General features: G+C 71.1%; 23 protein-coding genes and 1 pseudogene. 11 read left to right on the top strand and 13 right to left on the bottom strand.

Annotated features, from left to right (window positions below; translation table 11 throughout):
* Positions 1-9: 9 nt before the first annotated feature.
* Positions 10-453 (top strand): SRPBCC domain-containing protein, encoded by a 444-nt coding sequence (locus tag ACIHFD_RS30600; protein WP_397369809.1) that lies wholly within the window; start codon positions 10-12, stop codon positions 451-453.
* A gap of 3 nt (positions 454-456) precedes the next feature.
* Here the strand turns inward: ACIHFD_RS30600 and ACIHFD_RS30595 are convergent, their stop codons facing one another.
* Positions 457-3,612 carry a BTAD domain-containing putative transcriptional regulator gene (locus ACIHFD_RS30595; protein ID WP_397369808.1) on the bottom strand — a complete coding sequence of 1,052 codons (3,156 nt, stop codon included), beginning with the start codon at positions 3,610-3,612 and terminating at the stop codon, positions 457-459.
* Positions 3,613-3,701: 89 nt separating this feature from the next.
* Here ACIHFD_RS30595 and ACIHFD_RS30590 point away from each other — a divergent pair, with 89 nt between their 5' ends.
* Positions 3,702-5,198, top strand: coding sequence for an MFS transporter (locus ACIHFD_RS30590; protein WP_397369807.1), 1,497 nt, complete (start codon positions 3,702-3,704; stop codon positions 5,196-5,198).
* Positions 5,199-5,214: 16 nt separating this feature from the next.
* Here the strand turns inward: ACIHFD_RS30590 and ACIHFD_RS30585 are convergent, their stop codons facing one another.
* A complete protein-coding gene (locus ACIHFD_RS30585; protein WP_397369806.1) occupies positions 5,215-5,661 on the bottom strand; it encodes a hypothetical protein in 447 nt (148 codons plus the stop codon).
* Between the two features lie 50 nt (positions 5,662-5,711).
* Here ACIHFD_RS30585 and ACIHFD_RS30580 point away from each other — a divergent pair, with 50 nt between their 5' ends.
* Positions 5,712-6,305: a TetR/AcrR family transcriptional regulator gene (locus ACIHFD_RS30580; protein ID WP_397369805.1), complete on the top strand. Its 594-nt coding sequence runs from the start codon at positions 5,712-5,714 to the stop codon at positions 6,303-6,305.
* A gap of 50 nt (positions 6,306-6,355) precedes the next feature.
* On the opposite strand, the gene ACIHFD_RS30575 is transcribed toward ACIHFD_RS30580, so the two are convergent.
* Both ACIHFD_RS30575 and ACIHFD_RS30570 read right to left on the bottom strand, forming a co-directional pair.
* Positions 6,356-7,396: a trypsin-like serine peptidase gene (locus tag ACIHFD_RS30575; RefSeq protein WP_397369804.1), complete on the bottom strand. Its 1,041-nt coding sequence runs from the start codon at positions 7,394-7,396 to the stop codon at positions 6,356-6,358.
* A gap of 318 nt (positions 7,397-7,714) precedes the next feature.
* On the bottom strand, positions 7,715-8,077 hold the full coding sequence (locus tag ACIHFD_RS30570) for a nucleotide pyrophosphohydrolase (RefSeq protein WP_397369803.1): 363 nt from the start codon (positions 8,075-8,077) through the stop codon (positions 7,715-7,717).
* 41 nt (positions 8,078-8,118) lie between these two features.
* Between ACIHFD_RS30570 and ACIHFD_RS30565 the strand changes: the two genes are divergently transcribed.
* From ACIHFD_RS30565 to ACIHFD_RS30550, 4 genes are all read left to right on the top strand, one after another.
* A complete protein-coding gene (locus ACIHFD_RS30565; RefSeq protein WP_397369802.1) occupies positions 8,119-8,565 on the top strand; it encodes a MarR family transcriptional regulator in 447 nt (148 codons plus the stop codon).
* A 32-nt stretch (positions 8,566-8,597) separates the two neighbouring features.
* Positions 8,598-9,401, top strand: a complete 804-nt coding sequence (locus ACIHFD_RS30560) for an alpha/beta fold hydrolase (protein WP_397369800.1) — start codon at positions 8,598-8,600, stop codon at positions 9,399-9,401.
* A 48-nt stretch (positions 9,402-9,449) separates the two neighbouring features.
* Positions 9,450-11,045 carry a serine/threonine-protein kinase gene (locus ACIHFD_RS30555; protein WP_397369798.1) on the top strand — a complete coding sequence of 532 codons (1,596 nt, stop codon included), beginning with the start codon at positions 9,450-9,452 and terminating at the stop codon, positions 11,043-11,045.
* Between the two features lie 81 nt (positions 11,046-11,126).
* Positions 11,127-11,804: a helix-turn-helix domain-containing protein gene (locus ACIHFD_RS30550; protein ID WP_350729849.1), complete on the top strand. Its 678-nt coding sequence runs from the start codon at positions 11,127-11,129 to the stop codon at positions 11,802-11,804.
* Here the strand turns inward: ACIHFD_RS30550 and ACIHFD_RS30545 are convergent.
* The 4 genes from ACIHFD_RS30545 to ACIHFD_RS30530 are packed head-to-tail and all read right to left on the bottom strand — an operon-like array spanning position 11,788 to position 13,866.
* Positions 11,788-12,414: an alpha-ketoglutarate-dependent dioxygenase AlkB gene (locus ACIHFD_RS30545; RefSeq protein ID WP_355191462.1), complete on the bottom strand. Its 627-nt coding sequence runs from the start codon at positions 12,412-12,414 to the stop codon at positions 11,788-11,790. The genes ACIHFD_RS30550 and ACIHFD_RS30545 overlap by 17 nt on opposite strands.
* Positions 12,414-12,671: an Ada metal-binding domain-containing protein gene (locus ACIHFD_RS30540; RefSeq protein WP_350729851.1), complete on the bottom strand. Its 258-nt coding sequence runs from the start codon at positions 12,669-12,671 to the stop codon at positions 12,414-12,416. Before ACIHFD_RS30540 ends, ACIHFD_RS30545 begins: the two co-directional genes overlap by 1 nt.
* The gene (locus ACIHFD_RS30535) at positions 12,668-13,381 is read right to left on the bottom strand and encodes a 2OG-Fe(II) oxygenase (protein WP_397369797.1); all 714 of its coding nucleotides are present in this window, start codon (positions 13,379-13,381) and stop codon (positions 12,668-12,670) included. Before ACIHFD_RS30535 ends, ACIHFD_RS30540 begins: the two co-directional genes overlap by 4 nt.
* On the bottom strand, positions 13,378-13,866 hold the full coding sequence (locus tag ACIHFD_RS30530; protein ID WP_397369796.1) for a methylated-DNA--[protein]-cysteine S-methyltransferase: 489 nt from the start codon (positions 13,864-13,866) through the stop codon (positions 13,378-13,380). The genes ACIHFD_RS30535 and ACIHFD_RS30530 overlap by 4 nt, the downstream gene beginning before the upstream one ends.
* A 189-nt stretch (positions 13,867-14,055) precedes the next feature.
* Here ACIHFD_RS30530 and ACIHFD_RS30525 point away from each other — a divergent pair, with 189 nt between their 5' ends.
* Positions 14,056-14,859, top strand: coding sequence for a lysophospholipase (locus ACIHFD_RS30525; RefSeq protein WP_397369823.1), 804 nt, complete (start codon positions 14,056-14,058; stop codon positions 14,857-14,859).
* Here the strand turns inward: ACIHFD_RS30525 and ACIHFD_RS30520 are convergent.
* From ACIHFD_RS30520 to ACIHFD_RS30510, 3 genes are all read right to left on the bottom strand, one after another.
* Positions 14,852-15,151 (bottom strand): hypothetical protein, encoded by a 300-nt coding sequence (locus tag ACIHFD_RS30520; protein WP_350729856.1) that lies wholly within the window; start codon positions 15,149-15,151, stop codon positions 14,852-14,854. The genes ACIHFD_RS30525 and ACIHFD_RS30520 overlap by 8 nt on opposite strands.
* Positions 15,152-15,472: 321 nt before the next feature.
* Entirely contained in the window at positions 15,473-16,258 is a 786-nt protein-coding gene (gene thyX, locus ACIHFD_RS30515; RefSeq protein ID WP_397369795.1) for an FAD-dependent thymidylate synthase, read from the bottom strand.
* Positions 16,259-16,498: 240 nt separating this feature from the next.
* Positions 16,499-17,569 (bottom strand): helix-turn-helix domain-containing protein, encoded by a 1,071-nt coding sequence (locus tag ACIHFD_RS30510; protein WP_397369794.1) that lies wholly within the window; start codon positions 17,567-17,569, stop codon positions 16,499-16,501.
* Between the two features lie 136 nt (positions 17,570-17,705).
* Here ACIHFD_RS30510 and ACIHFD_RS30505 point away from each other — a divergent pair, with 136 nt between their 5' ends.
* The gene (locus tag ACIHFD_RS30505) at positions 17,706-18,173 is read left to right on the top strand and encodes a nuclear transport factor 2 family protein (protein ID WP_397369793.1); all 468 of its coding nucleotides are present in this window, start codon (positions 17,706-17,708) and stop codon (positions 18,171-18,173) included.
* A 130-nt stretch (positions 18,174-18,303) separates the two neighbouring features.
* Here the strand turns inward: ACIHFD_RS30505 and ACIHFD_RS30500 are convergent, their stop codons facing one another.
* The gene (locus ACIHFD_RS30500; protein WP_397369822.1) at positions 18,304-18,735 is read right to left on the bottom strand and encodes a CocE/NonD family hydrolase; all 432 of its coding nucleotides are present in this window, start codon (positions 18,733-18,735) and stop codon (positions 18,304-18,306) included.
* A 318-nt stretch (positions 18,736-19,053) separates the two neighbouring features.
* Between ACIHFD_RS30500 and ACIHFD_RS30495 the strand changes: the two are divergent.
* Together ACIHFD_RS30495 and ACIHFD_RS30490 are read left to right on the top strand one after the other, a co-directional pair.
* Positions 19,054-19,269: pseudogene (locus tag ACIHFD_RS30495) on the top strand (maleylpyruvate isomerase N-terminal domain-containing protein); the annotation flags it as partial.
* A gap of 510 nt (positions 19,270-19,779) precedes the next feature.
* A complete protein-coding gene (locus tag ACIHFD_RS30490; RefSeq protein WP_350730364.1) occupies positions 19,780-20,088 on the top strand; it encodes a hypothetical protein in 309 nt (102 codons plus the stop codon).
* 295 nt (positions 20,089-20,383) lie between these two features.
* On the opposite strand, the gene recQ is transcribed toward ACIHFD_RS30490, so the two are convergent.
* Entirely contained in the window at positions 20,384-22,195 is a 1,812-nt protein-coding gene (gene recQ / locus ACIHFD_RS30485; RefSeq protein WP_397369792.1) for a DNA helicase RecQ, read from the bottom strand.
* Positions 22,196-22,207: the final 12 nt, after the last annotated feature.

The following is a 22,207-nucleotide window of genomic DNA, read 5'->3' as shown; positions in this document are numbered from 1 at the left end:
GACACGACAATGACCCAGACCGCCGAATACGAGATCAACCGCCTCTTCGACGCCCCCCGCGAGCTGGTGTGGGCCGCCTGGACCGAACCGGAGCGCTTCTCGCAGTGGTTCGGGCCGCGGATGCTCAGCACGCCGGTCGGCCGGATCACCCTGGACACCCGCCCCGGCGGTGTCTGGCGGGCCACGCTGGTGGGCGAGGAGGGGTTCGAGGCGACGCTGGACGGCACCTACCGCGAGGTGACGGAGCCGGAGCGGCTGGTGTTCACCACGGGCGACCCGGACAACCCGGGCGAGGGGCCGGCGTCGGTCGTCACGATCGACCTCACCGAGGCGGACGGCAGGACGGGGATGCGCTTCCACCAGTACGGCGTCAACACCGACCCCGCGCACGCCGAGCAGGCCAAGGCGGGCTGGATCGAGTTCTTCGACCGCCTGGCCGAGTACCTTGCCTAGCCCTCAGAGCAGGTCGGCCGCCTCGTCGAGCTTGCGGGTGGCGCCCTCCCGGTACGCGGCCGCGAAGGCCTCCTCGCCGAGCGCCTCGCGTACCCGCGCCGCCGCCCGCTCGGCGTCGGCCCGTTCGGCCGCCCCCGCCGGGGTCTGGTTCCGCTCCCTGGCCGCGGCCGCCAGCCCCAGCAGCACGGCCGCCTTCTCGGTCGGCCCGGCGGCCGAGGCCGCGCCCTCCACGGCGAACGCCATCGTCCTGACGTCGCCCATCCTGCGGGCCGCGGCCAGTGCCTCCACGTGCAGCTCCATGGCCGCGGCCGGGTCCCCGCGCAGCTCCGTGAGGTAGCCCAGCTCGATCAGCGTGTCCGGCACGTACAAGGGGGGCTCGACGTCCGCGCCGCGCGGCACCCCTTCGAGCAGCCGGCGCAGATGCGTCTCGGCCAGGTCCAGCCGCCCGGCCCGGCGCGCGGCGAAGGCGAGGCCCATCTCACCCATGATCGCGCCCTCCATGTAGCCCTGGCTCTGCGCCAGCTTCATGGCCCGCTCGCAGAACTCCATGGAGCGGTCGTAGTCGCCGGTCTGCATCGCGATCCAGCCCAGCCAGGCGATGCGCGTGGAGACCTCCGGCCACAGCCCCAGGTCCTCGGCCATCCGCAGCCCTTCGCCGAACAGCCGGGTGGCCCGCTCCGCGTCGGTCGCCATCTCGGCCAGCGACGCCAGCCAGGCCGTGGCCTGCAGCAGCCCCCACCGGTCGCCGAGCTCGGTGAACAGCCGCGCGCTCTCCTCGCCGGTCCGTTCGAGCGTCTCGATGTCCCGCGTCGTGAACGCGTCCCTGGCCTGCCTGGCGAGCGCCGCCGCGACGCCCCACCGGTCGCCGGTCTCCCTGAACGTGGGCAGCGCCCGGCCCACCAGCTCCTGCCCCGTCGGCATGTCCTTGACGTGCATGCTCACGAACAGCTCGGCCCTGGCCCGTTCGCCCGGGTCCTCGACCGCCGCCAGCACGGGCTCCCAGTCGACCTCCTCGCCCAGGATGAGCGCGAACCCGGCCTCCCAGGCCGCCGCCCTCGCCCGGACGGGGGAGGCGGGCCCATCAACGGACAGGGCCGCCGCCAGCGACCGGCGGCCCTCGGCCAGCCGGCCGCGCAGGAACCAGTACCAGGCCAGCGCGTTCACCAGCCGGGCCGCGCTGTCGGCGCCCTTGCCGGCGACCGCCGTGTCGAGCGCCGCCCGCAGGTTGGCGGCCTCCGCGTCGAGGCGCAGCAGCCAGTCCCGCTGGTCGTGCCCGTACAGCTCCGGCTCGGCCTGTACGGCCAGCGCCAGGTAGTGGCGCAGGTGCGCGAGGCGTACCCGGTCGAGCTCGCCCGCGTCGGACAGCTTGGCCCGGCAGTACTCCGACACCGACTCCAGCAGCCGGTACCGGACACCGGCGGGGGCCTCGACGACGACCACGAGCGAGCGGTCGACCAGGCGCGCCAGCAGGTCGAGCACGTCGAGCTCGGCGGCGTCGCAGACGGATTCGGCGGCCTCCAGCGTGCAGCCGTCGGCGTGCACGGCGAGGCGGCGCAGGACGCGGCGCTCGTCCTCGGACAGCAGGTCCCAGCTCCAGTCGATCACCGCGGTGAGCGTCTGCTGGCGGGCCGGCGCGCCCCGCTGCCCCGAGGCCAGCAGCTTGAACCGGTCGTCCAGCCTGGCCACCACGCCCTGGACGCCCAGCGCCCGCACCCGGGTCGCGGCCAGCTCCAGCGCCAGCGGGATGCCGTCGAGCCGCAGGCAGAGCTGCGCCACGGCCGCCGCGTTGCGCGCGTCGAGCGCGAACCCGCGGGCGGAGGCCGCGGCCCTGGTCACGAACAGCCTGACCGCGTCCGAGCGCGCCATGACCGCCAGATCGGCGCTGCCCGGCACGTCGAGCGGCGGCACACTCCACAGCACCTCGCCGGCCACGGCCAGCGGCTCCCGGCTCGTGGCCAGGATCCGCAGGTCGGGGCAGGCCCGCAGGAGCGCCTCGGCCAGCTCGGCGACCTGCTCGACCACGTGCTCGCAGTTGTCCAGGACCAGCAGCATCCGCCTGGCCCTGAGCGCCGCGCCGAGCTGCCGCTCCAGCGCCCGGTCCCCCTGGGAGGCCGGCTCCCCTGCGGGCGCGCCGGCGTCCTCGCGGATGTCCAGGGCGGCCAGCACGGCCTCGGCGGGGGAGCGGGACGCCTGGTCGAGCGCGACCAGCCAGGCCCCGTCCGCGAACCCGTCCACCAGCCGGTTCGCGGCCTCCAGCGCCAGCCGGGTCTTGCCGACCCCGCCGCTGCCGGTGAGCGTCACCAGCCGTTCGTCGCCGACCAGCGCGCACACCTCGGCCAGCGCCTCGTCCCGGCCGATGAGCTTGCTGACGGAGGCGGGCAGGTTCGTGACGGGGCGGTCGGCGGGCACGCTCAGGGCCGGGTCCTGCCCGAGTATCGCCTGGTGCAGGGCGACCAGCTCGGGTCCCGGGTCCAGGCCGAGCTCGTCGGCCAGCCGGTCCCGCAGCTCGCCGTACGAGGCCAGCGCCTCGCTCTGGCGTCCCGCGCGGTAGAGGGCCCGCATGTGGACGGCGCGCAGGCGTTCCCTGAGCGGATGCCTGGCCACCAGATCGCCCAGCTCGCCCACCAGCAGGCCGTGCTCGCCCAGCTCCAGCCGCGCCTCGGCGTGCTGCTCCAGCGCGGACAGCCGCTGCTCCTCCAGGCGCAGGATGGCCGACCTGGTGTACTCCTCGTCGGCGAAGTCGGCGTACGCCGGCCCCCGCCACAGCGCCAGCGCGCCGGCCAGCAGCCCCGCCCTGGTCCGCGGGCTGTCGGTGGCCTCCGCCCGGGCCAGCAGGCCGGCGAAGCGCGCCGCGTCCACGGCCCCGGCCTCGTGGCGCAGCAGGTAGCCGGGGGCGCGGGAGACGACGAGGTTCTTGCCGCCGGGTTCGGCGTCCTCGAACGCCTTGCGCAGCTGCGAGACACGCACCTGCAGCGCCCCGGGCGGATTGCCCGGCGGCTCCGCGCCCCACAGGTCGTCGACCAGCCGGTCCACGGACACGGGATGGCCCTCGTGGACGAGCAGGTCCACGAGCAGCGCCCGTACCTTGAGCCCGGGAACCGTGACGCTCTCGCCGGCATCCGTCCACACGGCCAGCGGACCCAGCACCCCAAAACGCATGACCGTCACCTTATGTGCGGCCTTAAGTCCACGAAAAGAACATCGGAAGCCCCTTACAGCACGGTGAAGACAACTGAAAGGGGAACGAGATGAACACCACCACACTCGAGGGCACGCCCACCGGCACCCGCGCGGGCCGCCGGGAATGGACCGGGCTGGCCGTCCTGGCCTCCGTGGCCCTGCTGCTCTCGGTCGACGTCAGCGTGCTCTACCTGGCGCTGCCGCACCTCAGCACCGGCCTCGGGGCGAGCGCTCCGCAGCAGCTCTGGATCATGGACATCTACAGCTTCATGCTGGCCGGGTTCCTGGTCACCATGGGGACGCTGGGCGACCGGATCGGGCGGCGCCGGCTGCTGATGATCGGAGCGACGGCGTTCGGCGCGGCCTCGGTGGTGGCCGCGTACTCGGTGAGCGCCGAGATGCTGATCGTGGCCCGGGCGCTGCTCGGCATCGCGGGGGCGACGCTGATGCCGTCGTCGATGGCGCTGATCAGGAACATGTTCCAGGACGCCAAGCAGATGGGGACCGCGATCGGGCTCTGGTTCAGCTGCTTCATGCTGGGCATGGCGGCCGGGCCGATCGTGGGCGGGCTGCTGCTCGAGCACTTCTGGTGGGGGGCGGCCTTCCTGATGGGGGTGCCGTTCATGGTGGCGCTGCTGGTGGCCGGGCGGACGCTGCTGCCCGAGTACCGCGACCCGAACGCGGGCCGGCTCGATCTCGCCAGCGTCGCGCTGTCGCTCGCGACCATCCTGCCGGTCGTGTACGGGCTCAAGGAGATCGCGAGGAGCGGCTGGCACCCGGTGCCCGTGGCGGCGGTCGTGGCCGGGGCGGCGTTCGCCGTGGTGTTCGTACGGCGGCAGCGCCGGCTCGCCGACCCCCTGCTCGACCTGCGCCTGTTCGGCAACCGGGCCTTCGCGACCACGCTCGGGACCATGCTGCTCGGCGGCGTCGTGATGGCCGGGACGACGCTGATGACCACCCAGTACCTGCAGACCGTCGAGGCCATGTCCCCGCTGGAGGCGGGTCTCTGGCTCGTGCCGCAGAACCTCGCCATGATCGTCGCCCTGACGCTGGCCCCCGCCCTCGCCCGCCGCGTCGGCACCGCGTACGTGATGGCCGGCGGATTCGCCGTGGGCGCGGTCGGGCTGTTCCTGCACACGCAGGTGCCGAGCGCCGGTGGCACCGGGCTGGTCGTGACCGGGCTCGTCCTGGCCTCCGCGGGCATCGCGCTGCCGATGGGCGTGGGCAACGGCGTCATCATGACGGCCGCACCGGCGGAGAAGGCCGGCTCCGCGGCCTCGCTGTCGGAGACGGGCGGCGAGTTCGGTGTCGCGGTGGGCGTGGCCGCGCTGGGCAGCCTCGGCAGCGCCGTCTACCGCGGGCAGCTCCCCGAGCACCTGCCGGTGGAGGCGGTCCGCGAGAGCATCACCGCCGCGGTGATCGCCGCCAAGGACCAGCCCGACCTGCTGGACCTGGCGCGGGCCGCGTTCACCACGGGGCTCAACACGGTGGCGCTGGTCAGCGCGATCACCTTCATCGGCCTGGCCGCCCTCACGCTCGCCATCCTCAGGCGCCACGCGGCATGACCTCCTGTACCGCGACTCACGCCGGACCGGCCCCCGAGGCCCGTCCGGCGTCGTCGCGTTCCACGGTTTCCCGGCGATGGGCGACCAGCAGCAGCACGGCCGGCACCACCGCGAGCACGAACGGCGACGGCTCGAACAGCGCGGCACCACCCAGCGCCCACACCCCTACCCCGATCCCGAGATAGGCCGGCGGCACCTGCCCCCGCCGCCCGAACCCCACCACCAGCGCCCCGACCAGCCCCAGCGGCACCGCGAAGCTCCCCCAGACCAGCCAGAACGCCCCCACGCCGGGCGCGAGCCGCGACAGGTCCTCCGGCCCCGGCGGGAAGAACCACATGCTCCCGCCGAACCAGCCCGGAATGTGCTCGGCGCTCAGCACGGCGGTGGCGACCAGGTGCACGCAGCCCAGGAACACCAGCATCCCGCCCGCCCGCCTTACGAGAACGGAAGTATCGGAACTCATAGGTCCGAATCGTATTACGGATCCGTCGGTTCCGTAATAAGCTGGCGCACATGAGACAGCCGGTGGGCCGCCCCAGGGACGGGCGCGTGGACGGGGCCATCGCCGCGGCGGCCCGCGAACTGCTGGCCGAGCAGGGATACGCACAGCTCACCGTGGACGCGGTGGCGGCGCGGGCAGGCGTCGGAAAGGCCGCCATCTACCGCCGCCACCCCACCAAGCAGGCCATGATCTTCGCGGCCGTCATGCACGACCTGGAGCTGGAGACACCCCCCGACACCGGCTCCCTGGCCACCGACCTGGCCGCCGTCACCCACGTCATCGCCACCACCCTGAGCACGCCGCCACCCGGAGTCGTGCCGGGACTGCTGGCGGACGTGCACGCGGACGAGGGGATGGCCGCCGCGTTCGCGGGGACGTTCGTCAGGGCCGAGCGGGAGTGCGTGACCGAGGTGCTGGACCGGGCGGTGGCGCGCGGCGAACTGCCGTCCCGGCCGGATCCCGCGCGCGTCCACGCCATGCTCCTGGGATCGATCTTCGCCTGGCTCTTCCTCCTGTCGGAAGACCCTGGCCAACTGGATGCCCTGGCGAACACGCTGGCCTCCGACGTGGCCCGCCTCCTGACCGGAGAGGGCGACGGTCCGTGACAGCGGCCGCTGCGCCTGTCCGGGCAGGCGCAGCGGCCGCGGTGGCTGTTCTACGCGATCGAGCCGGTCCAGGCCGCTGCGGCGGCCTTGTAGATGACGTTCACCGCGCCGTCGAAGTACGGCGAGACGCCGGTGTCGTAGCGGCCGTCGCCATTGGTGTCGGCAACGCTGATCGTGATGCCGTTGAGGTAGCCGGCACGGTAGTCGCTGCTGTACTTGTACAGCCAGGAAGAACCGAGGGAGCCTTCACCGGTGAACGGCGACTCGACGCCGAGGAACAGGTCGTCGGGGAGGCCGGACAGCGTCATGGTGGAGATCGACCCGGTGGACCATTCCAGGTTCTCGCCCGTGTAGGGCCGCCGTCCGTCAGGGTTGGGTCCGGCAGGGTAGCCGAAGACGTCCATCATGGAGTCCGTCGGCTGGTTCCAGGCGAAGCCCTGCCCGCCGGCGTTGTCGACCAGCCTCCCGGTGTTGGTCAGCACGTCGGGGGAGGGCGAGACCACGCCGTTGTAGACGTTCACGAAAGCGAAGTCGCGGTCGTAGTTCTGGTACGTGGAGAAGTCGAAGTGGGCGAAGGCCTGCTTCCCGACGTACAGGCCCCACGGAGTGGTGCCGGCGGTGTAGCCGGGGACGAAGACCCACTTGCCGAGTGTGGTGTCGGAGCGCTCGATGTCGTACACGCAGTGACCGGCCGTGGCGACGAGGTTGCGGTACTGCGACTGCAGTGCGGTGCCCGTGCACCAGTGCGGCTGCCCGTCACCACCGATGAAGAACACCTTGCCCGTGCTCGTGGGCGTTTTGCCCTTCGGCTCGGCCGGGCCCGCCACCGGCGCGACCGAGCCGGGCTTGGTGTCCGGGGAGACGGGGGTGGACACGCGTTCCCCCTGGACCTCGGTCTGTACGGCATAGGGTGTGGCGTTCTTCAGGTTGGCGGCTCCGTCGGCGAGCCAGAACCGCGCGATCTCCTGAGCGGCCGACACAGTGGCGAGAGGGGCCACCGTTATCTCGCCCTCGGCCTGCGCCGGGGTGGAGATGGCGGTGGATCCCAGCAGGCTCAGGCCGATGCCTAACGCGGTCAGTGTGCGTCTCATAGTTGATCTTTCCGTTCTTGTTGCAGATAAGGAGGATCTAAAGATCTCTCGATCCAAAACATCCGCATCACGCCACAAAATGGCACATTCGGTCAAGAAGTACAGAAAGTGACCTACCCAAGAATCGAACACAGTGTCGAACGTGGCGTGGTCGGCTCTCATGCTGCGAAGATCCGCTCCAGGGCCGATGCGGCTCGGCGGTCACGCGGAGTGAAAGGTCCAGGTCGCCGCGACGGCTCGTCATCGCGTCCTTGATCCGATTCCCAGCGAACTTACAGCAAAGGACGCAGTCTGTAAGGTCGTGAGTGCTGCCGGGTTTCAGCCGGAGTGCGAGGAGGGCGGGGCCTTCCTGGCCGAGCCGCGGTAGCGGTCGGCGTCGTAGCGGCGGTCGTTGTCGTCCAGCTTGGCCTGAGCCGCCTCCACCAGGTCCACGCCCAGCACGTCGGCCAGCCGGACCAGGTAGAGGGTGACGTCGCCCAGTTCGGTACGTATCCGGGCGAGCGCATCGGGATCGGGCTGCGCGGACTCGTCGGCCGTGAGCCACTGGAACTCCGCCACCAGCTCCCCGACCTCACCCGCCAGCGCCATCGTCAGGTTCTTGGGTGTGTGGAACTGCTCCCAGTCCCTGACCCTGGCGAACTCGCGCAGGCGTTCGGCAAGGCGTTCCAAGTCCGTCGTCACGTCGCACGACCCTACCCATCACCGCCGGTATGTTGCTGCTCGTGAATGGGGTCGAGCTGTTCCTGTTGGGCCGGACGCTGATGAAGATCGGCGAGGAGGCCATGCCGACCGAGGGCATCGGTGAGCACTCCACGAGCGTGCGCACGGTGCTGATCGTGGTGAGCGACCTGCGCGGACATCCCGACACCACCGTGGGTGAGATCGCCGCCCGTACCGGGCTGCCGCAGAGCGCCGTGTCGGCGGCCATCGCGCGGCTGCGCTCCGTGGGCGCGGTGATCGCCGAGACGGATCCCGCGGATCGGCGGCGCACGATCATCCGTGAGGCGCCTGGGGTGTCCGAACGGGTGACGCAGGTCAGGGACACCCCGATCGACGCCGCGCTGGGGATCGCGCTGGGCACGGACGACCCGCGACGCGTGGCGGAGACCGTGGCGGTCCTGGAGGAACTGGCCGCCAAACTGATCCCCGGAATAATGCATCGAACTTGATGTATCAGATTTGATGGATTATCTTTGAGGTCATGAACGCAGACATCTTGCGCATCCCAGGCGTCGACCTCTACTACGAGGTGCGCGGCAACGGCCCGCTCCTGCTGATCTCGCAGAGCGGCGAGGGCGACGCCGGTCGCACCGTTGACCTGGTCGACCGGCTGGTGGACGCGTACACGGTGATCACGTACGACCGGCGCGGGCTCAGCCGCAGCACGGTCCCCGGCACCGGCGTGAGCGTGCGCGAGCACGCCGACGACGTGCACCGGCTGCTGGCCCACCTCACCGACCAGCCCGTGATCATGGTGGGGCAGAGCCTGGGCGCCTCCATCGGGCTGCACCTGGCCGTCGAGCACCCCGAACAGCTCAGCCTGCTCATCGCGCACGAGCCCGTCTCGCCGTGGCTGCTGCCCGAGCCCGAACGGGCCGAACACCGCAAGGAGCTGGCCGAGCTCCAGTCGCTCTATCGCGGAGGCGGCCTGCCCGCGGCGATCGGCCAGGTGAAGCGGGTGCTCGGCATCACCGAGGACGCCGAGACCGACCTGACCCCGCAGCCCATCACGCCGCAACGGCAGGCGAACTTCGACTTCTTCATCCGCCACGACTTCACCGCCGTCGTCGAGGACGAGCTCGACCTGAGCGGGTGCCGTACCCGCATCCTGCCCGCGGCCGGGCACGCCACCCCGCAGCACGTCTTCGACCGCCGGTGCGCGGTCGAGCTGGCGGAGCTGCTGGGCACGGAGCTGGTGGAGTTCCCGGGCGGCCACAACGGCAACACCAGCCATCCCCGGGCGTATGCGGCCCGGCTCCGCGAGGTCCTCCAGACCGTCGGCTGAATCACCTCGCTCCAGTGGGTGTCGCCCCGAACCTGTACGCTTCCGCGCGTGTCCGAATTATCGGTTTCTGGCTATGAGATCAAGGGTGTTCTCGGCCAGGGCGGCTTCGGTGTCGTCTACCTCGCCGTGCAGTCGGCCGTGGGTCGCGAGGTCGCGCTCAAGGTCGACAACCGGGTGCTGCTGTCCGACCGCGACCGGCGCCGGTTCATGCGCGAGGTCACGGCCGCCGGGGCCCTGTCCGGTCACCCGCACGTCGTGGCCGTCTATGACGCGGGGCTGCTGCCCGACGGGCGGCCGTACATGGTGCTTGAGCTGTGCCCGGGCGGGTCGCTGTCCGGACGGAGGCTCTCGCCGGTCGAGGCGCGTGACGTGGGCGTACGGATCGCCGACGCGCTGGCCGCCGCGCACACGCAGGGGGTGCTGCACCGGGACGTGAAGCCGGGCAACATCCTGGTCAACCGGTACGGCCAGGTGGCGCTGTCCGACTTCGGGCTGGCGACCATGCCCGCGTCCGGGCCCGAGGCGTCGGTGACGCGCGAGTCCCTGACGCCGTCGTACGCGCCGCCCGAGGCGTTCGAGCTGGCCGAGCCGACCCCGGCCGGTGACGTGTACGCGCTGGCCGCCACCGTCTACGCGCTGCTGAACGGCCGCCCGCCACGCTTCCCCGAGAGCGGCGTGCCGAACCTGGCGATGATCCTGGCCCTGCACCGCCTGCCCGTTCCGGACATTCCCGGCGTGCCGCCCCAGTTGACCGCCGTGCTGCGCCAGGCGCTGGCCAGCGACCCGCGCGAGCGCACGCCCACCGCGGAGGCGTTCCGCGACGCCCTCGCCGCCGTCCCGCTCGGGCCCGCCCCGGCACCCTCCGGGGGACGGCACGCCGCACCGCTGACCCCCTCCCAGCCGATGGGGCAGCACCTGAGCCGGCCGGGGCCGCCGCCGATGGGGCAGCACGCGAGTCACCCGGGGCCGCAGCCGATGATGGGTCCGCCGGTCACCGGCCCGCCGCCGGGCGGCCACGCGGACACCATGCCACCCGCCCGGCGCGGTGCCTCGAGGGCGCTGGTCTCGATCGCCGCGGCCCTGGCCCTGGTGATCTCGATAGGCGTCGGCGTGGTCGTCTACACGTACGTCACCAGGGAGCCGGGCGGCAACCAGGCGTCGACTCCCAGCGCGTCGGCCTCCACGAGCGCCACGGAAGAGGCGAAGACCGTGTTCAAGGGGCTGAAGACGTACACGGAGAACTGCCCGGCGAGCAAGGTGCGCGGCGGTGAGGCGGCGTGCGTGCAGGAGTCGGAGTGCTGGGGCGGGCTGGTCATCATCTCCGGCGACACGAAGGCCAGGCGGGTCGGGTGCGAGGAGCTGCACTCGTGGGAGACGTTCGCGGTCGTCCCGATCCCGTCGGACGCCGACACCTACGTGCAGCAGGACCTCGCCAAGCACCCCACGATCAAGCGGATCTGCAGCCGGGCGGTGCTCCTGGCCAGCAGGGTCGGCACGGCCAGGAACATCGGCGCGGCCGGCTGGATGGCGGACGTGATGCCGCCGTCGCAGGCGCAGTTCGAGACCGGCACGCGCTTCCTGCGCTGCATCGGCCGCCTGACCAGCCAGGAGCCGCGCCGGTCCTACTTCCACCGGGGAGCTTGACGGCGTCCATCGTTCTCGCCACGCCGCCCTGACCGTCATGGTGGCGCGGCCGGCGGTGGCCAGGACGGCTAGGCTGCCCGAATGGACTTGAAGGATCGGGTACGCGAGCTGCGCGCCGAGGGCCGCTCCCCGAAGGAGATCGCCAAGGCGCTGAAGGTGTCGCCGTCCGTCGTGGCGCCGCTGGTGCGGGCCATCGCCTCGGAGGCCCCCACCGCCGAGCCCGAGGTGGTCGGGTGCTGGGTCAACATCGGCTGGAGCGAGGGGCTCACCGTCGACCCGGCCCGCGGATGGGTGGACGAGGGCCCCGACGCGGGCCTGGGCGGCCTGGTGTGCGTGCTGGTCGCGCGGCGGCACACCTGGGACAGGATGACGGTGGCCGGCTACCTCGCCGACGTCTACTGCCTCGGGGCGAAGAACGCGATCGGCCCCGACGTGCTCGACGACCGCGACCTGCGGCGCTTCCGCCAGTACTTCTTCGGCGAGTACGCGGGCTTCCAGGAGGCGCCGATCGAGCTGGCCCGGCACCTGGTGTTCGGGTCCGTCGACTACGCGCGGACGCTCGGGTTCGAGCCGACGGAGGACTTCGCTCCGGCGGCCGACGTGCTGGGCAAGTGGGAGGGGGACGCGGCGATCACGTTCGGCCGTGACGGCAGGCCCTTCTACGCGCAGGGGCCGGACGACGACCCGGCGAAGGTGCTGCGGACGCTGCGGCGCACGCTCTCCGACGAGGACTTCGACTATGTCACCGGAGGCCGGTGACGCGCATCGTGATGTTGAGGCGGCCGGAGGCCAGGCCGGTGGCGGGATCGCCGGTGCCCGGATGGACCTTCGGCACGCCGTGGTAGGCGAAGCGCGACGGCCCGCCGAACACGAACAGATCGCCTGAGGCGAGCTCGACATCCGTGTACGGCCGGCCGCGCGTCTCGGTGTTGCCGAAGCGGAACAGGCACCGGTCGCCGATGCTCAGCGACACCACCGGGGCGTCGGACTTCTCGTCCTTGTCCTGGTGCATGCCCATCCTGGCCTGGCCGTCGTAGAAGTTGATCAGGGCCGTGTCGGGTTCGTACGTGTCGCCGGGGCGTCCGTACGCGTCGGCCAGGGCGCGCCGCCCCAGCTCACCGAGCCACGCGGGGAACTCGGCCACCTGCCGGCCGTTCACGTCGTGGGCGATGCGCGTGTACCGGTACGGCTGCCAGTGCCATCCCACGCACACCGTCCGGACCGACATCACGCCGCCCCGGGGCAGCACGGTGTGCCGGATCGGCACCGGCCCCATGGCCCATCCGCGGCACGCCTCGACCAGGTGGCGCTGCTCGTCCAGCGTCAGCCAGCCGGGCACGTGTACCGCGCCCGGCGCGATCTCCCGCATCACGCTGTCTCCCGGCCCTTCCATGCCTGGTACGCCTCCGGCAAGCACCTCGAACACGGCCGGTACCCGGCCGCCACCGCGTCACCGGCGTCCGCGAAGAAGACACGATGCCGGATATATCCCCCACGAGCGATCGAGCGCAGCGCCGAGGGGCAGTCCAGCCGCCCGTACAGCCGGGCCCCTCGATGCCCGCCCAGCGTGCCGGGCACCGGACTCGCATACGGGCGGCCGTCGGCCCCCACCAGCGTGTACGTCATTTCGCGTCGTGAAAGACGAGCCCCAGCGTATGCCGCAGCCCGGACCGGACGGTGCTCACCCCGTGCCGCACGGGGGAGGCCGACCAGCCCCGCGAGGAGCGCACGGGCCGGTCGCGGGTGGTGAAGATCAGCCCGTGCCCCTGCGGCAACAGCGTCACCGTCCCCCGCGACTGGGCCCGCGGCCGCTGCTCCACCAGCAGGAACTCGCCGCCGGTGTAGTCCTCGCCCGGCCGGTCCAGCCCGATCACGACCTGCAACGGGAACACCAGGTCGCCGTAGAGGTCGCGGTGCAGCGCGTTCCAGTCGTCCCGTCCGTACCGCAGCAGGATGGGCGTCGGCCTGGTCTGCCCCGCTCTGTGACACATGTCCAGCCACTCGTCGAGGTCGTCCGGCCACGGCGCCGGCTGGCCCAGCCTGGCCGCCCAGTCGCGGGCGATCGGCAGCAGTCGCGGGTAGAACTCCGCCCGCAACTTCTCCACCAGCGGCGGGAACGGCCGGCTGAAGTAGCGGTACTGCCCGGCGCCGAACCGGTGCCGCTCCATGTCGATCGTGGACCGGAACAGCCCGATCTCGTCGTACAGGCCGGCGATCTCCTTGCACTCCTCGGGGGTGAGCACCGGCGGCGTCAGCGCGCACCCGTACGAGTTGACCTCTTCCGTCAGTTTCGCCCAGTCCATCTTGACCTCCTCCGTCAGCTTCGCCGAGCTCATCCGACGACGCTCCAGAGCTGCGGCTGCGGAGCGCCTTCGAGCGTGAGCAGCTCGTGCTTACGCTCGAGGCCGCCCGCGTACCCGGTCAGCGAGCCGTCCGCCCCGACGACGCGGTGGCAGGGGCGGACGACGAGCAGCGGGTTCGCGCCGACGGCCGCGCCGACCGCGCGGATCCGGTCACGTGGCGCGCCCACCCGCGCGGCGAGCGCGCCGTAGCTCGTCGTGATCCCGTACGGCAGCTCATCCAGGGCCGCCCACACCTGCTCCTGGAACGGGGTGCCGCGGGTGGCGAGCGGCAGGTCGAACGCGACCCGCTCGCCCGCGAAGTACTCGGCGAACTGGCGCTCGACCTCCTCGAACGCGGCCGGCTCCCACCGCAGACCAGCTCCTCCGCCCACGTCGAACGACACGCGCGTCAGCGCGGAGCCGTCACCGACGAGCAGGATCGGGCCCAACGGGCTTTCGATGATGCTGTGGATGTCCATACCTTCTTCAACACCGCCGAGCCCCCAAAAGTCAGCGGTTTTCGGACATCACAGCCCCCCTCATCCCCGCGCCTCGGCTTCCCCCGTCGCCACCGCCTCCCGCCTCCGGCCGTCCCCGCCACCCGCACACCTCAAGCCGCGTCCCAGTCGGTGGACGATCACGCGATCATGGGCGTACGCTCGGTGACCATGGCCGAGTCGCGCGAGCACACCTTCACCGGCACCACGGGCCTCAACACGGTCCGCGTATGGCCCCATGGCCGGCCGCGCTACGTGGCCGTCCTGATCCACGGGTACGGCGAGCACATCGGCCGCTACGAGTACGTGGCGGATCGGCTCGTCCGCCACGGCGCCGCCGTCTACGGCCTCGACCACACGGGCCACGGCAAGTCGGCCGGCGACCGGGTGCACATCGCGGACTTCGAGGACGTGGTCACCGACGTCTACTCCATCGAGGAGCAGGCCAGGGACGACCACCCCGGCGTCCCGGTCGTGGTGATCGGCCACTCGATGGGCGGCATGATCGCGGCCCGCTACGCCCAGCGCTACGGCGACGGCCTGGCGGCGCTCGTGCTGTCAGGCCCGGTGATCGGCGAATGGGCGGTCGTCCCGACCCTCCTGGCCTACGAGGAGCCCCCGGACGTCCCGATCGACCCGGCCACCCTCTCCCGCGACCTCTCGGTGGGCGCCGCCTACGCCGCCGACCCCCTGGTGTGGCACGGCCCGTTCAAGCGCGCCACGCTGGAGGCGTTCGCCACGACGCTGGCCACGATCGCCAAGGGCGGCAGGCTCGGGCCCCTGCCCACGCTGTGGGTGCACGGGGCCGACGACGAGCTCGTCCCGCTGAACGGGAGCCGTCCGGGGGTCGAGGCGATCAAGGGTACGGACCTGACCGAACGGATCTACGAGGGCGCCAGGCACGAGGTCTTCAACGAGACCAACAAGGCCGAGGTCCTGGACGACGTGACGGCCTTCATCGACCGGGCTATTTGACCGGCAGCCATACGTACCCGGAGCCCCGCGTACGGGTGAGCTCGATCTTCCAGCAGCCCCGCTTCGGGAAGACGAACCCCGTACCCCACTCCTCGCCGGGTTTGTGCCAGCTCGACCCGCCATGCTCCTCGGGCCCCCAGGCGAGCTTGGCGGGCGTACCGTCGGGAAGCGTCGCCTTGACCCGCAGCGGCCCTTCACCCGTCATCCGCCACACGATCTTGATCTCTTCGCCGCGCGCCAGCGGCGGACCCGCCACGAACAACAGCCCCCACAGCTCCGCATCCCGCCCCACCCCCCGCACCTCGGGAAACCCTCCGCCGAGAAGCACCGAGGTCCCGTTACACGCAGCCCTGGTAACCGTCGGGCTGGGACTTACGGCGCTCGGGCCTACGGCGCTGGAGCTCGCGGGACTCGGGCTTAAGGGACTCGGGACGGCCGACCGAGCCACGGGCGCGGGCACCTCGGCCGAACACCCAGCCGCGACCACCAACAGCGTCACCATCATCAACCACTTCATGCAACCTGTACTCCGGGCGATACCGGGAGGTTCCGGCTAGCGACCCGGACTCGCTGGAAGCATGAGCGCCAACAGCCTGGAGCCTGACGCGACCGCTCAGACCTTGCGCCAGCCTGGCACCCAGGACCCGCCCTCCTCGACGACGTAGTCGCCGAACAGAGCGGGGGCTTCTTGACGCATGAACTCGCCGATGCGCTGGAACAGCAGGCGAATCTCCTCCTCCGCGCCGACGGCGGTGCGGGCCTCGATCGTGTGCCGCAGCGTGCGCACGTTCGCGGTCCACACCAGCCCGGTCGCCACACCCTCCGGGGCGAACCTGCGCATGAACGACGTGCGGTGCTTCTTCTCCGAGAACGGCACGCCCTCCTCATCGAGCCCGAAGTGCTCGCCCATCCACAGCTGGAACTGCTCGAGCTGCTCCAGCACCGCCGTGGCCCGCTTCATCAGCTCGTCGTCTTCCCGTGCCCATTCCGGGAACCAGAACGGCAGCTCGTCCAGCCGGACGAAACGCAGCGACTCCTGCGAGACGGCCACACCCGGGCGGTGCCGCACCAGCTCGTGGGTCAGCACCCGGCTGACGTTGTGGAGCACGAAGCTGAAGCTGACGTGCTCGAGGACCGAGCCGTGTGCGCTGGCCAGGATGTTGCGCAGGTAATCGTCCTGGTTCTCCCTGATCCTGACCACGTTGGGATTGAGGCCGGGCTCGAAGGAGCGGTAGCAGAGCCGACCGGCGAACTCGGCGAGGTTCTGCGCGTCGAGGTCGCCGCGATCGAGCCGCTCCAGCCAGCTCTCGCCGCCGACCTCGGCCAGGTAGCGGGCCAGCTCGTCGTAGTCCAGCGACGGACGGGAGACGATGAAGACCTCGGGTTCGACACTGCGCATGGAGAGCCCCCCGCTCGGATCGACCGCTTTTGACGGCCCCAAGCCAACCAGCTCCTGCCACCCGGCGCGAGTCGACCGCCCCTGGACGCTCTCGCGGGCATCCACGCCCAAGGTCGTCAGGCGCCGTGGCTTGCGGCTTCGACGGTCAGCAGGCGCCGTGGCTTGCAGCTTCGGCCTCCCCGATCTCGCGACCGTTGAAGGTCTCGAGCCGGCCGGAGCGAACGCGGCGGGCTCCGGCTTCTATCGACGGGTCGCCGAGCCGTCCGCGGCCGCCTGCGCGAACGATCGTAGTGCGTGGACGGTGGCATCGGGGATGGGCAGCACATCGAGATCGGCCCGAGCGAGGACGTCGGGTCGTGGAAACATCCTGGTGAGGCCGACAGGGGCGAGGCCGGGCACGACCGCGCCGAACCGGCCGGCGAGGTCACCCAGGATCGCCCGTGCCCGTGCGGCGTCCGGAACCCCGGCACGCACGATGTCATGCACGCCGACTTCGAACGGATCCCACGAACCGCACGTCCTCGCAGAGTCGTCGAGGGCGAAGATGCGCCGGGCCCGGTGGACGTGGTGGATGAGTCCGTTGAGCCGGGGGAGATGGGCGACGAGCAGGAGCTCGGCCGGGGATCGCTGGGTGATCTCGATCATGCCGGGGTCGTGATCGATCAGGATGGTGCGCCGATAAGAGCTGCACGAGACCGCTTCGACGGTCGGTGTCGCGCGTGCGGCCAGGTGGCGCAGTGCGGTCGCGAAATCGAGTGACTTGTCGTGAGCGAGCCGGAGGGCCAGTCCGCCATCGGCCTGGAGGCGGTCGGTGACCCGCCGTCGGGCCCGCAGCTCACGCGGGGCGCCGCGGAAGGTGCCCATGAGGACCCGGTTGAGCTGCCGAACGCTGCCGAAACCCGCGGCGAAGGCGATGTCGGCTATGCGAAGGTCAGTGTCGTCGAGCAGCTGGCGGGCGAAGTGCGCGCGCCTGGAGCGGGCGAGCTGGTCGGGCGTGACCCCGGCATGCTGAAGAAACATGCGCCGCAGGTGACGTGGGGACACGCCGAGCCGACCGGCGAGACTGCTCTCCGTCGCGTCGTCCAGGGCTCCGCCGGCGATGAGCTCGACCCCGTGGCACACCAGCTCGGGCATGTCCGCGACGGTGGCCGGTTCCTGCCGGTACGGGCGGCACCGGTGGCAGGCGCGGTACCCGGCCGCCTCCGCCGCGGCCGCGGAAGGGTAGCGGGTGGTGTTCGCCGGGAGGGGGCGGCCCGGGCAGTCGTCCCGACAGTAGATACCGGTGGTCCGAACGGCGCCGACTGCGTTCACGCTTCCAGCATGGCATCCACCGGCTCACCGGATCGGACAGATCCGGACAGGCTGCCCGTCCTGGCCGAATGTGACCAGACCTACTGATCAGGGCCCCGCGAGAATTCGGGCTCACCCATCTCCTTAAGGACATTCCATGAGCGCCGCATCGAACAAGCAACTCATCATCGACGCCTGGCGGATCTTCGCCACGCGTGATGCCGACCAGGTCCGCGACGTCTTCGCCCTTGACGCGGAGTGGCTCGCCCCTGCCGACAACGCGACCTCCCGCGCCATCGATGGAACCCACCATCTCATCGGCCGGGACCGCATCGTGCGCTTCCTGACCGAGGAATTCTCCACGGTCTTCGTCGACAACGTGTCCATCGAGTTCGCCGGCTTCTACGCCGACGGTGACACCGTGGTCGTCGAGATGAGACTGCAGGCCACCCTTGCCCACGGCGGCCACTACGACAACGAATACTGCTTCATCTTCGAACTGGAGTCCGGCCTGGTCAAGCGGGTCCGCGAGTACATGGACACACAACGCGGCGCGGCATGGTTCCGCTCACCCACGACGTCGGACCGGCAGGATCAACCCGAAGCGACCACCACCCATCACTAGCCCGAAAGCCCCGGCTGGGGGCGGCGATCATAACCCCGGGCTGGGGCCCTCAGGCCGGGACGCGACGGCCGCAACCTCAGGCCGGGATACGATGGCGGAACCTCCAGGCCGGGGCGCGACGGCGGCAACCTCAGGCTGGGGGCGATGGCGGAACCTCCAGGCCGGGGCGCGATGGCAGCAACCTCAGGCTGGGGGCGATGGCCGCAACCCCAGGCCGAGGGCTGGCAGCTATAACCTCCAGGCTGAGGGCGACGGCTGTAACCTCAGGCACATCGCCTCCAGCTGCGGATCGAAGTACGGCCCGACCGCCCACCGCGTGCGTGTATCCAGGTAACTGGCCCCCGCCGTCGCCAGCCGCCCGTCGCACCACGCCTGCTCGCGGCAACCAGGCACCCGCGGACAGCCCGTCCTCCCTCTCCTGCTGGAAGGCCGCGAACCGGCCACCGGATCCGAACGCGCCGCGTACGTTCTGCACGAAGACCCGCATGCCGCGCCTGCCCGGCACGCGAGCGGTGCCCTTGGCGTCGAGCTCGTGCTTGCCGTACGGAGTCCGTACGAGCACCACACGCAGCGGCCGCACCGCGCAGTCGATAGCGGCAAGGCGAACAGCACCACGCCATCGGGCATCGGAACGCTCAGCCGTGGGTGACCTCGATGTCGGGCGTCGTGGCCTCGGGCAATCCGAGGAAACGGTCGAGCAGTCCGCTGATCAGGCCCAAGGCAGAAACTCCCCTCCGGCTGCGGTCACGCCGACGTTCGGCGAGTCGGTGACAGATCTCCCCTCCGGCTCCGGCTCCGGCTCCGGCTCCGGCTCCCAAGCGTATGCGGGGCCGATGATTTTTCCCGGGCACGCGGGTCTGCATGTGAGAGAGGAGGCGATATGTGCGATCAAGAAAAGGCACTGGCCGCGGGGGTTGCGCTGCTGGAACGGGCGATCGACCACGCGCTGGGCAGCCTCCGCGTAGTCACCCCGGCCGCCCTCTGCCGTCCCACTCCCTGCGCGGACTGGAACCTCCAGCACCTGCTCGACCACATGGCCGACTCACTCCGAACCCTGAACGACGCCGCCTCCGGCCACATCCCCCCAGCACCGCCGCGTATACCCGTCACCCCTGTCCCAACGCCAAGACCCCCCAACCCACGCATGCCGCCCACCCCGGCCCCCCAAAGGCCGACCACCCTCGCACCAGGCGACGGCATCGGCACTCCTCCACAGCGCGGCCTTCGAAGGCCGACAGCGCCCACGTCCGGCCGTGCAGACACCGCCTCAATGCGCTCCGGCATCCGCGGCTCGGCTGCGTCTGCGTCAGGCGGAGGGTGCGGCGCCTCATCGGGCACGGGCCTTCGTGGTTCGGCTGCGTCCACGTCGGGTGGAGGGTGCGGCGCCTCACCGGGAACCGGCTTTCGCGGGTCGAACGCATCCGCGTCCGGGGGAGGAGACAGCGCCTCTTCGCGCTCTGGTGCCCGTGAGGTGGCTGCGTCCGCGACCGGAGAGGGAGACAGCGCCGCTTTGTGCTTCAGCGGCTCTGCGCCGCGAAGGCAGGGATGCGGGGCCAACCCGGCGCTCCTTCTCCGGGACCGCGCCACAGAGGTGCTGGGTGTGTGGGTGGGCGCGGTCACCCATCCCGGGATGGTCTCCATAGGCGATCGCCATTTGACCGCGCCCATGGTGGCCGCCGCCGGTGCGATCGAGATTGCCGTGCACGGCTGGGACGTGGCCAGGGCCTGCGGCGAACAGCACCCGATCCCGGATCTCATGGCCGAGGAACTGCTGGACCTGGCCCATCTGTTCGTCACGGACGTTGACCGGCCGCACAGGTTCGCCCCGCCGAGGACCCTGCCCCCGCGCGCCTCGGCCCAGGACTACCTTCTGGCCTATCTCGGCCGTGACCCGAACTGGCCAACAGCCCTCTGACCAGCTCAACGACCCCAACCTCAAAGATAGAACAATCCAGCCCATCCAGCATTTCCCGCTCACACGCCGTACGATCATCCTGTACCGCAACCACGTCGGGGACACCGACCACAGAGCCCAGCACACGTCCGGCCGGTCGTCAGCGGGGCGGCGACACCCGATCGCCGTGACCCGGCCGACCAACGTGGTGGCGACGACCGTTCTTCGTGCGGCCGTCGCCACCACCACGCCTCGCCCTTCCTGCACAAGGTGAACGCACGCCTGAGGCGGGCGGCAGGGGCCGGGGTGGTGGGGGTCAGGTGTCGTCCTGGAGGACCTCCAGGAGGAGTTCGCCGTACTTCGCCAGTTTGTTTTCGCCGACGCCGTTGATGTTGCTCAGCTCCGACAGTGAAGACGGTCGGGCGGTGGCGATCTCTCTCAGGGTCGCGTCGTGGAAGATGACGTACGCGGGCACCCCCTGCTCCTTCGCGATGGCGCCCCGCCACGATCGGAGCCGCTCGAAGAGCGGGGCCGCTTCGGCGGATAGCTCGGCCACCGCCTGGGCTTTCGATGAGGAGGCTGCCTTGGCCCGGGCGGGGCGCAGAGCGTCGCGGCGCAGCAGGACCTCGCGCTGTCCCCGGAGCACCGAAGCGCTGTCGTCCGTGAGCACCAGCGCTCCGTAGTCGGACTCGACCGCCAGCAGTCCCTGCGCCAGCAGTTGCCGCACCACCCCGTGCCACTCCGCGTTGCCCAGGTCAGTGCCCACTCCGAACACGGTGAGCGTCTCGTGGCCGTGCTGCAGCACCTTGGCGGTCTTCTTGCCGAGCAGGATGTCGACCACCTGCCCCACCCCGAACTTCTGCCGCCGCTCCCGCGCCAGCCGCAACACCGCCGACAGCACCTTCTGAGCGGGGATGGTGCCGTCCCAGGATTCGGGCGGATTCTGGCAGGTGTCGCAGTTTCCGCAGGGTTCGGCGCCCTTCTGGCCGAAGTAGTCGAGCAGCATCACCCGGCGGCACCCGACGGTCTCGCACAGCGCCAGCATGGAGTCGAGGTGGACCACCTGGCGGCGGCGGTGGGCCTCGTCGCCCTCCATGGCCATCCGCCGGTGCTGGACGACGTCCTGGAGGCCGTACGCCATCCACACCGTGGCCGGGAGGCCGTCGCGGCCCGCGCGCCCGGTCTCCTGGTAGTAGCCCTCGACCGACTTGGGCAGGTCGAGATGGGCGACGAAGCGTACGTCGGGCTTGTCGATGCCCATGCCGAACGCGATCGTGGCCACCACGATCAGCCCGTCTTCGCGCAGGAAGCGGGACTGGTGGGTGGCGCGGGTGCGGGCGTCGAGACCCGCGTGGTACGGCACGGCGGCGATGCCGTTGTCGACCAGGAACTCGGCGATCTTCTCGACCGAGGAGCGCGACAGGCAGTAGATGATGCCGGAATCGCCCGGATGCTCGGTGCGCAGGAACTCCAGCAGCTGCCGCTTGGGCTCGCTCTTGGGCGTGATGCGGTAGTGGATGTTGGGCCGGTCGAAGCTGGCGACGAAGTGGCGGGCCTCGCTCAGGCCGAGCCTGGAGGAGATCTCGGCGTGCGTGGCCGGGGTGGCCGTGGCGGTCAGCGCGATGCGCGGCACATCGGGCCAGCACTCGTGCAGCGTGGACAGCTCCAGGTAGTCGGGCCGGAAGTCGTGCCCCCACTGCGCCACGCAGTGGGCCTCGTCGATGGCGAACACCGAGATCTCGCCCTTGGCCAGCAGCCGCAGCGTGGCGTCCACGCGCAGCCGCTCGGGGGCGAGGTAGAGGAGGTCGAGCTCGCCGGCCAGGAACTCCGACTCGACCAGCTGCCGCTCGTCGAAGTCCTGCGTCGAGTTGAGGAACCCCGCGCGTACGCCGAGCGCCCGCAGCGCGTCGACCTGGTCCTGCATCAACGCGATCAGGGGTGAGATGACGACCCCCACGCCGCGGCGCACCAGGGCGGGGATCTGGTAGCAGAGCGATTTGCCGCCGCCGGTGGGCATGAGCACGAGCGCGTCGCCGCCGGCCACGACGTGGTCGATGATCTCCTGCTGCCCCGCCCTGAACGAGTCGTAGCCGAATACGCGGTGCAGAACGTCGGTGGGGGTATCCATGTGGCTACCTTA

The sequence above is a fragment of the Nonomuraea sp. NPDC051941 genome (assembly GCF_044593615.1).
The sequence above is the reverse complement of the archived record's forward strand: the minus strand, read 5'-3'. Positions and strand labels throughout refer to the sequence as shown.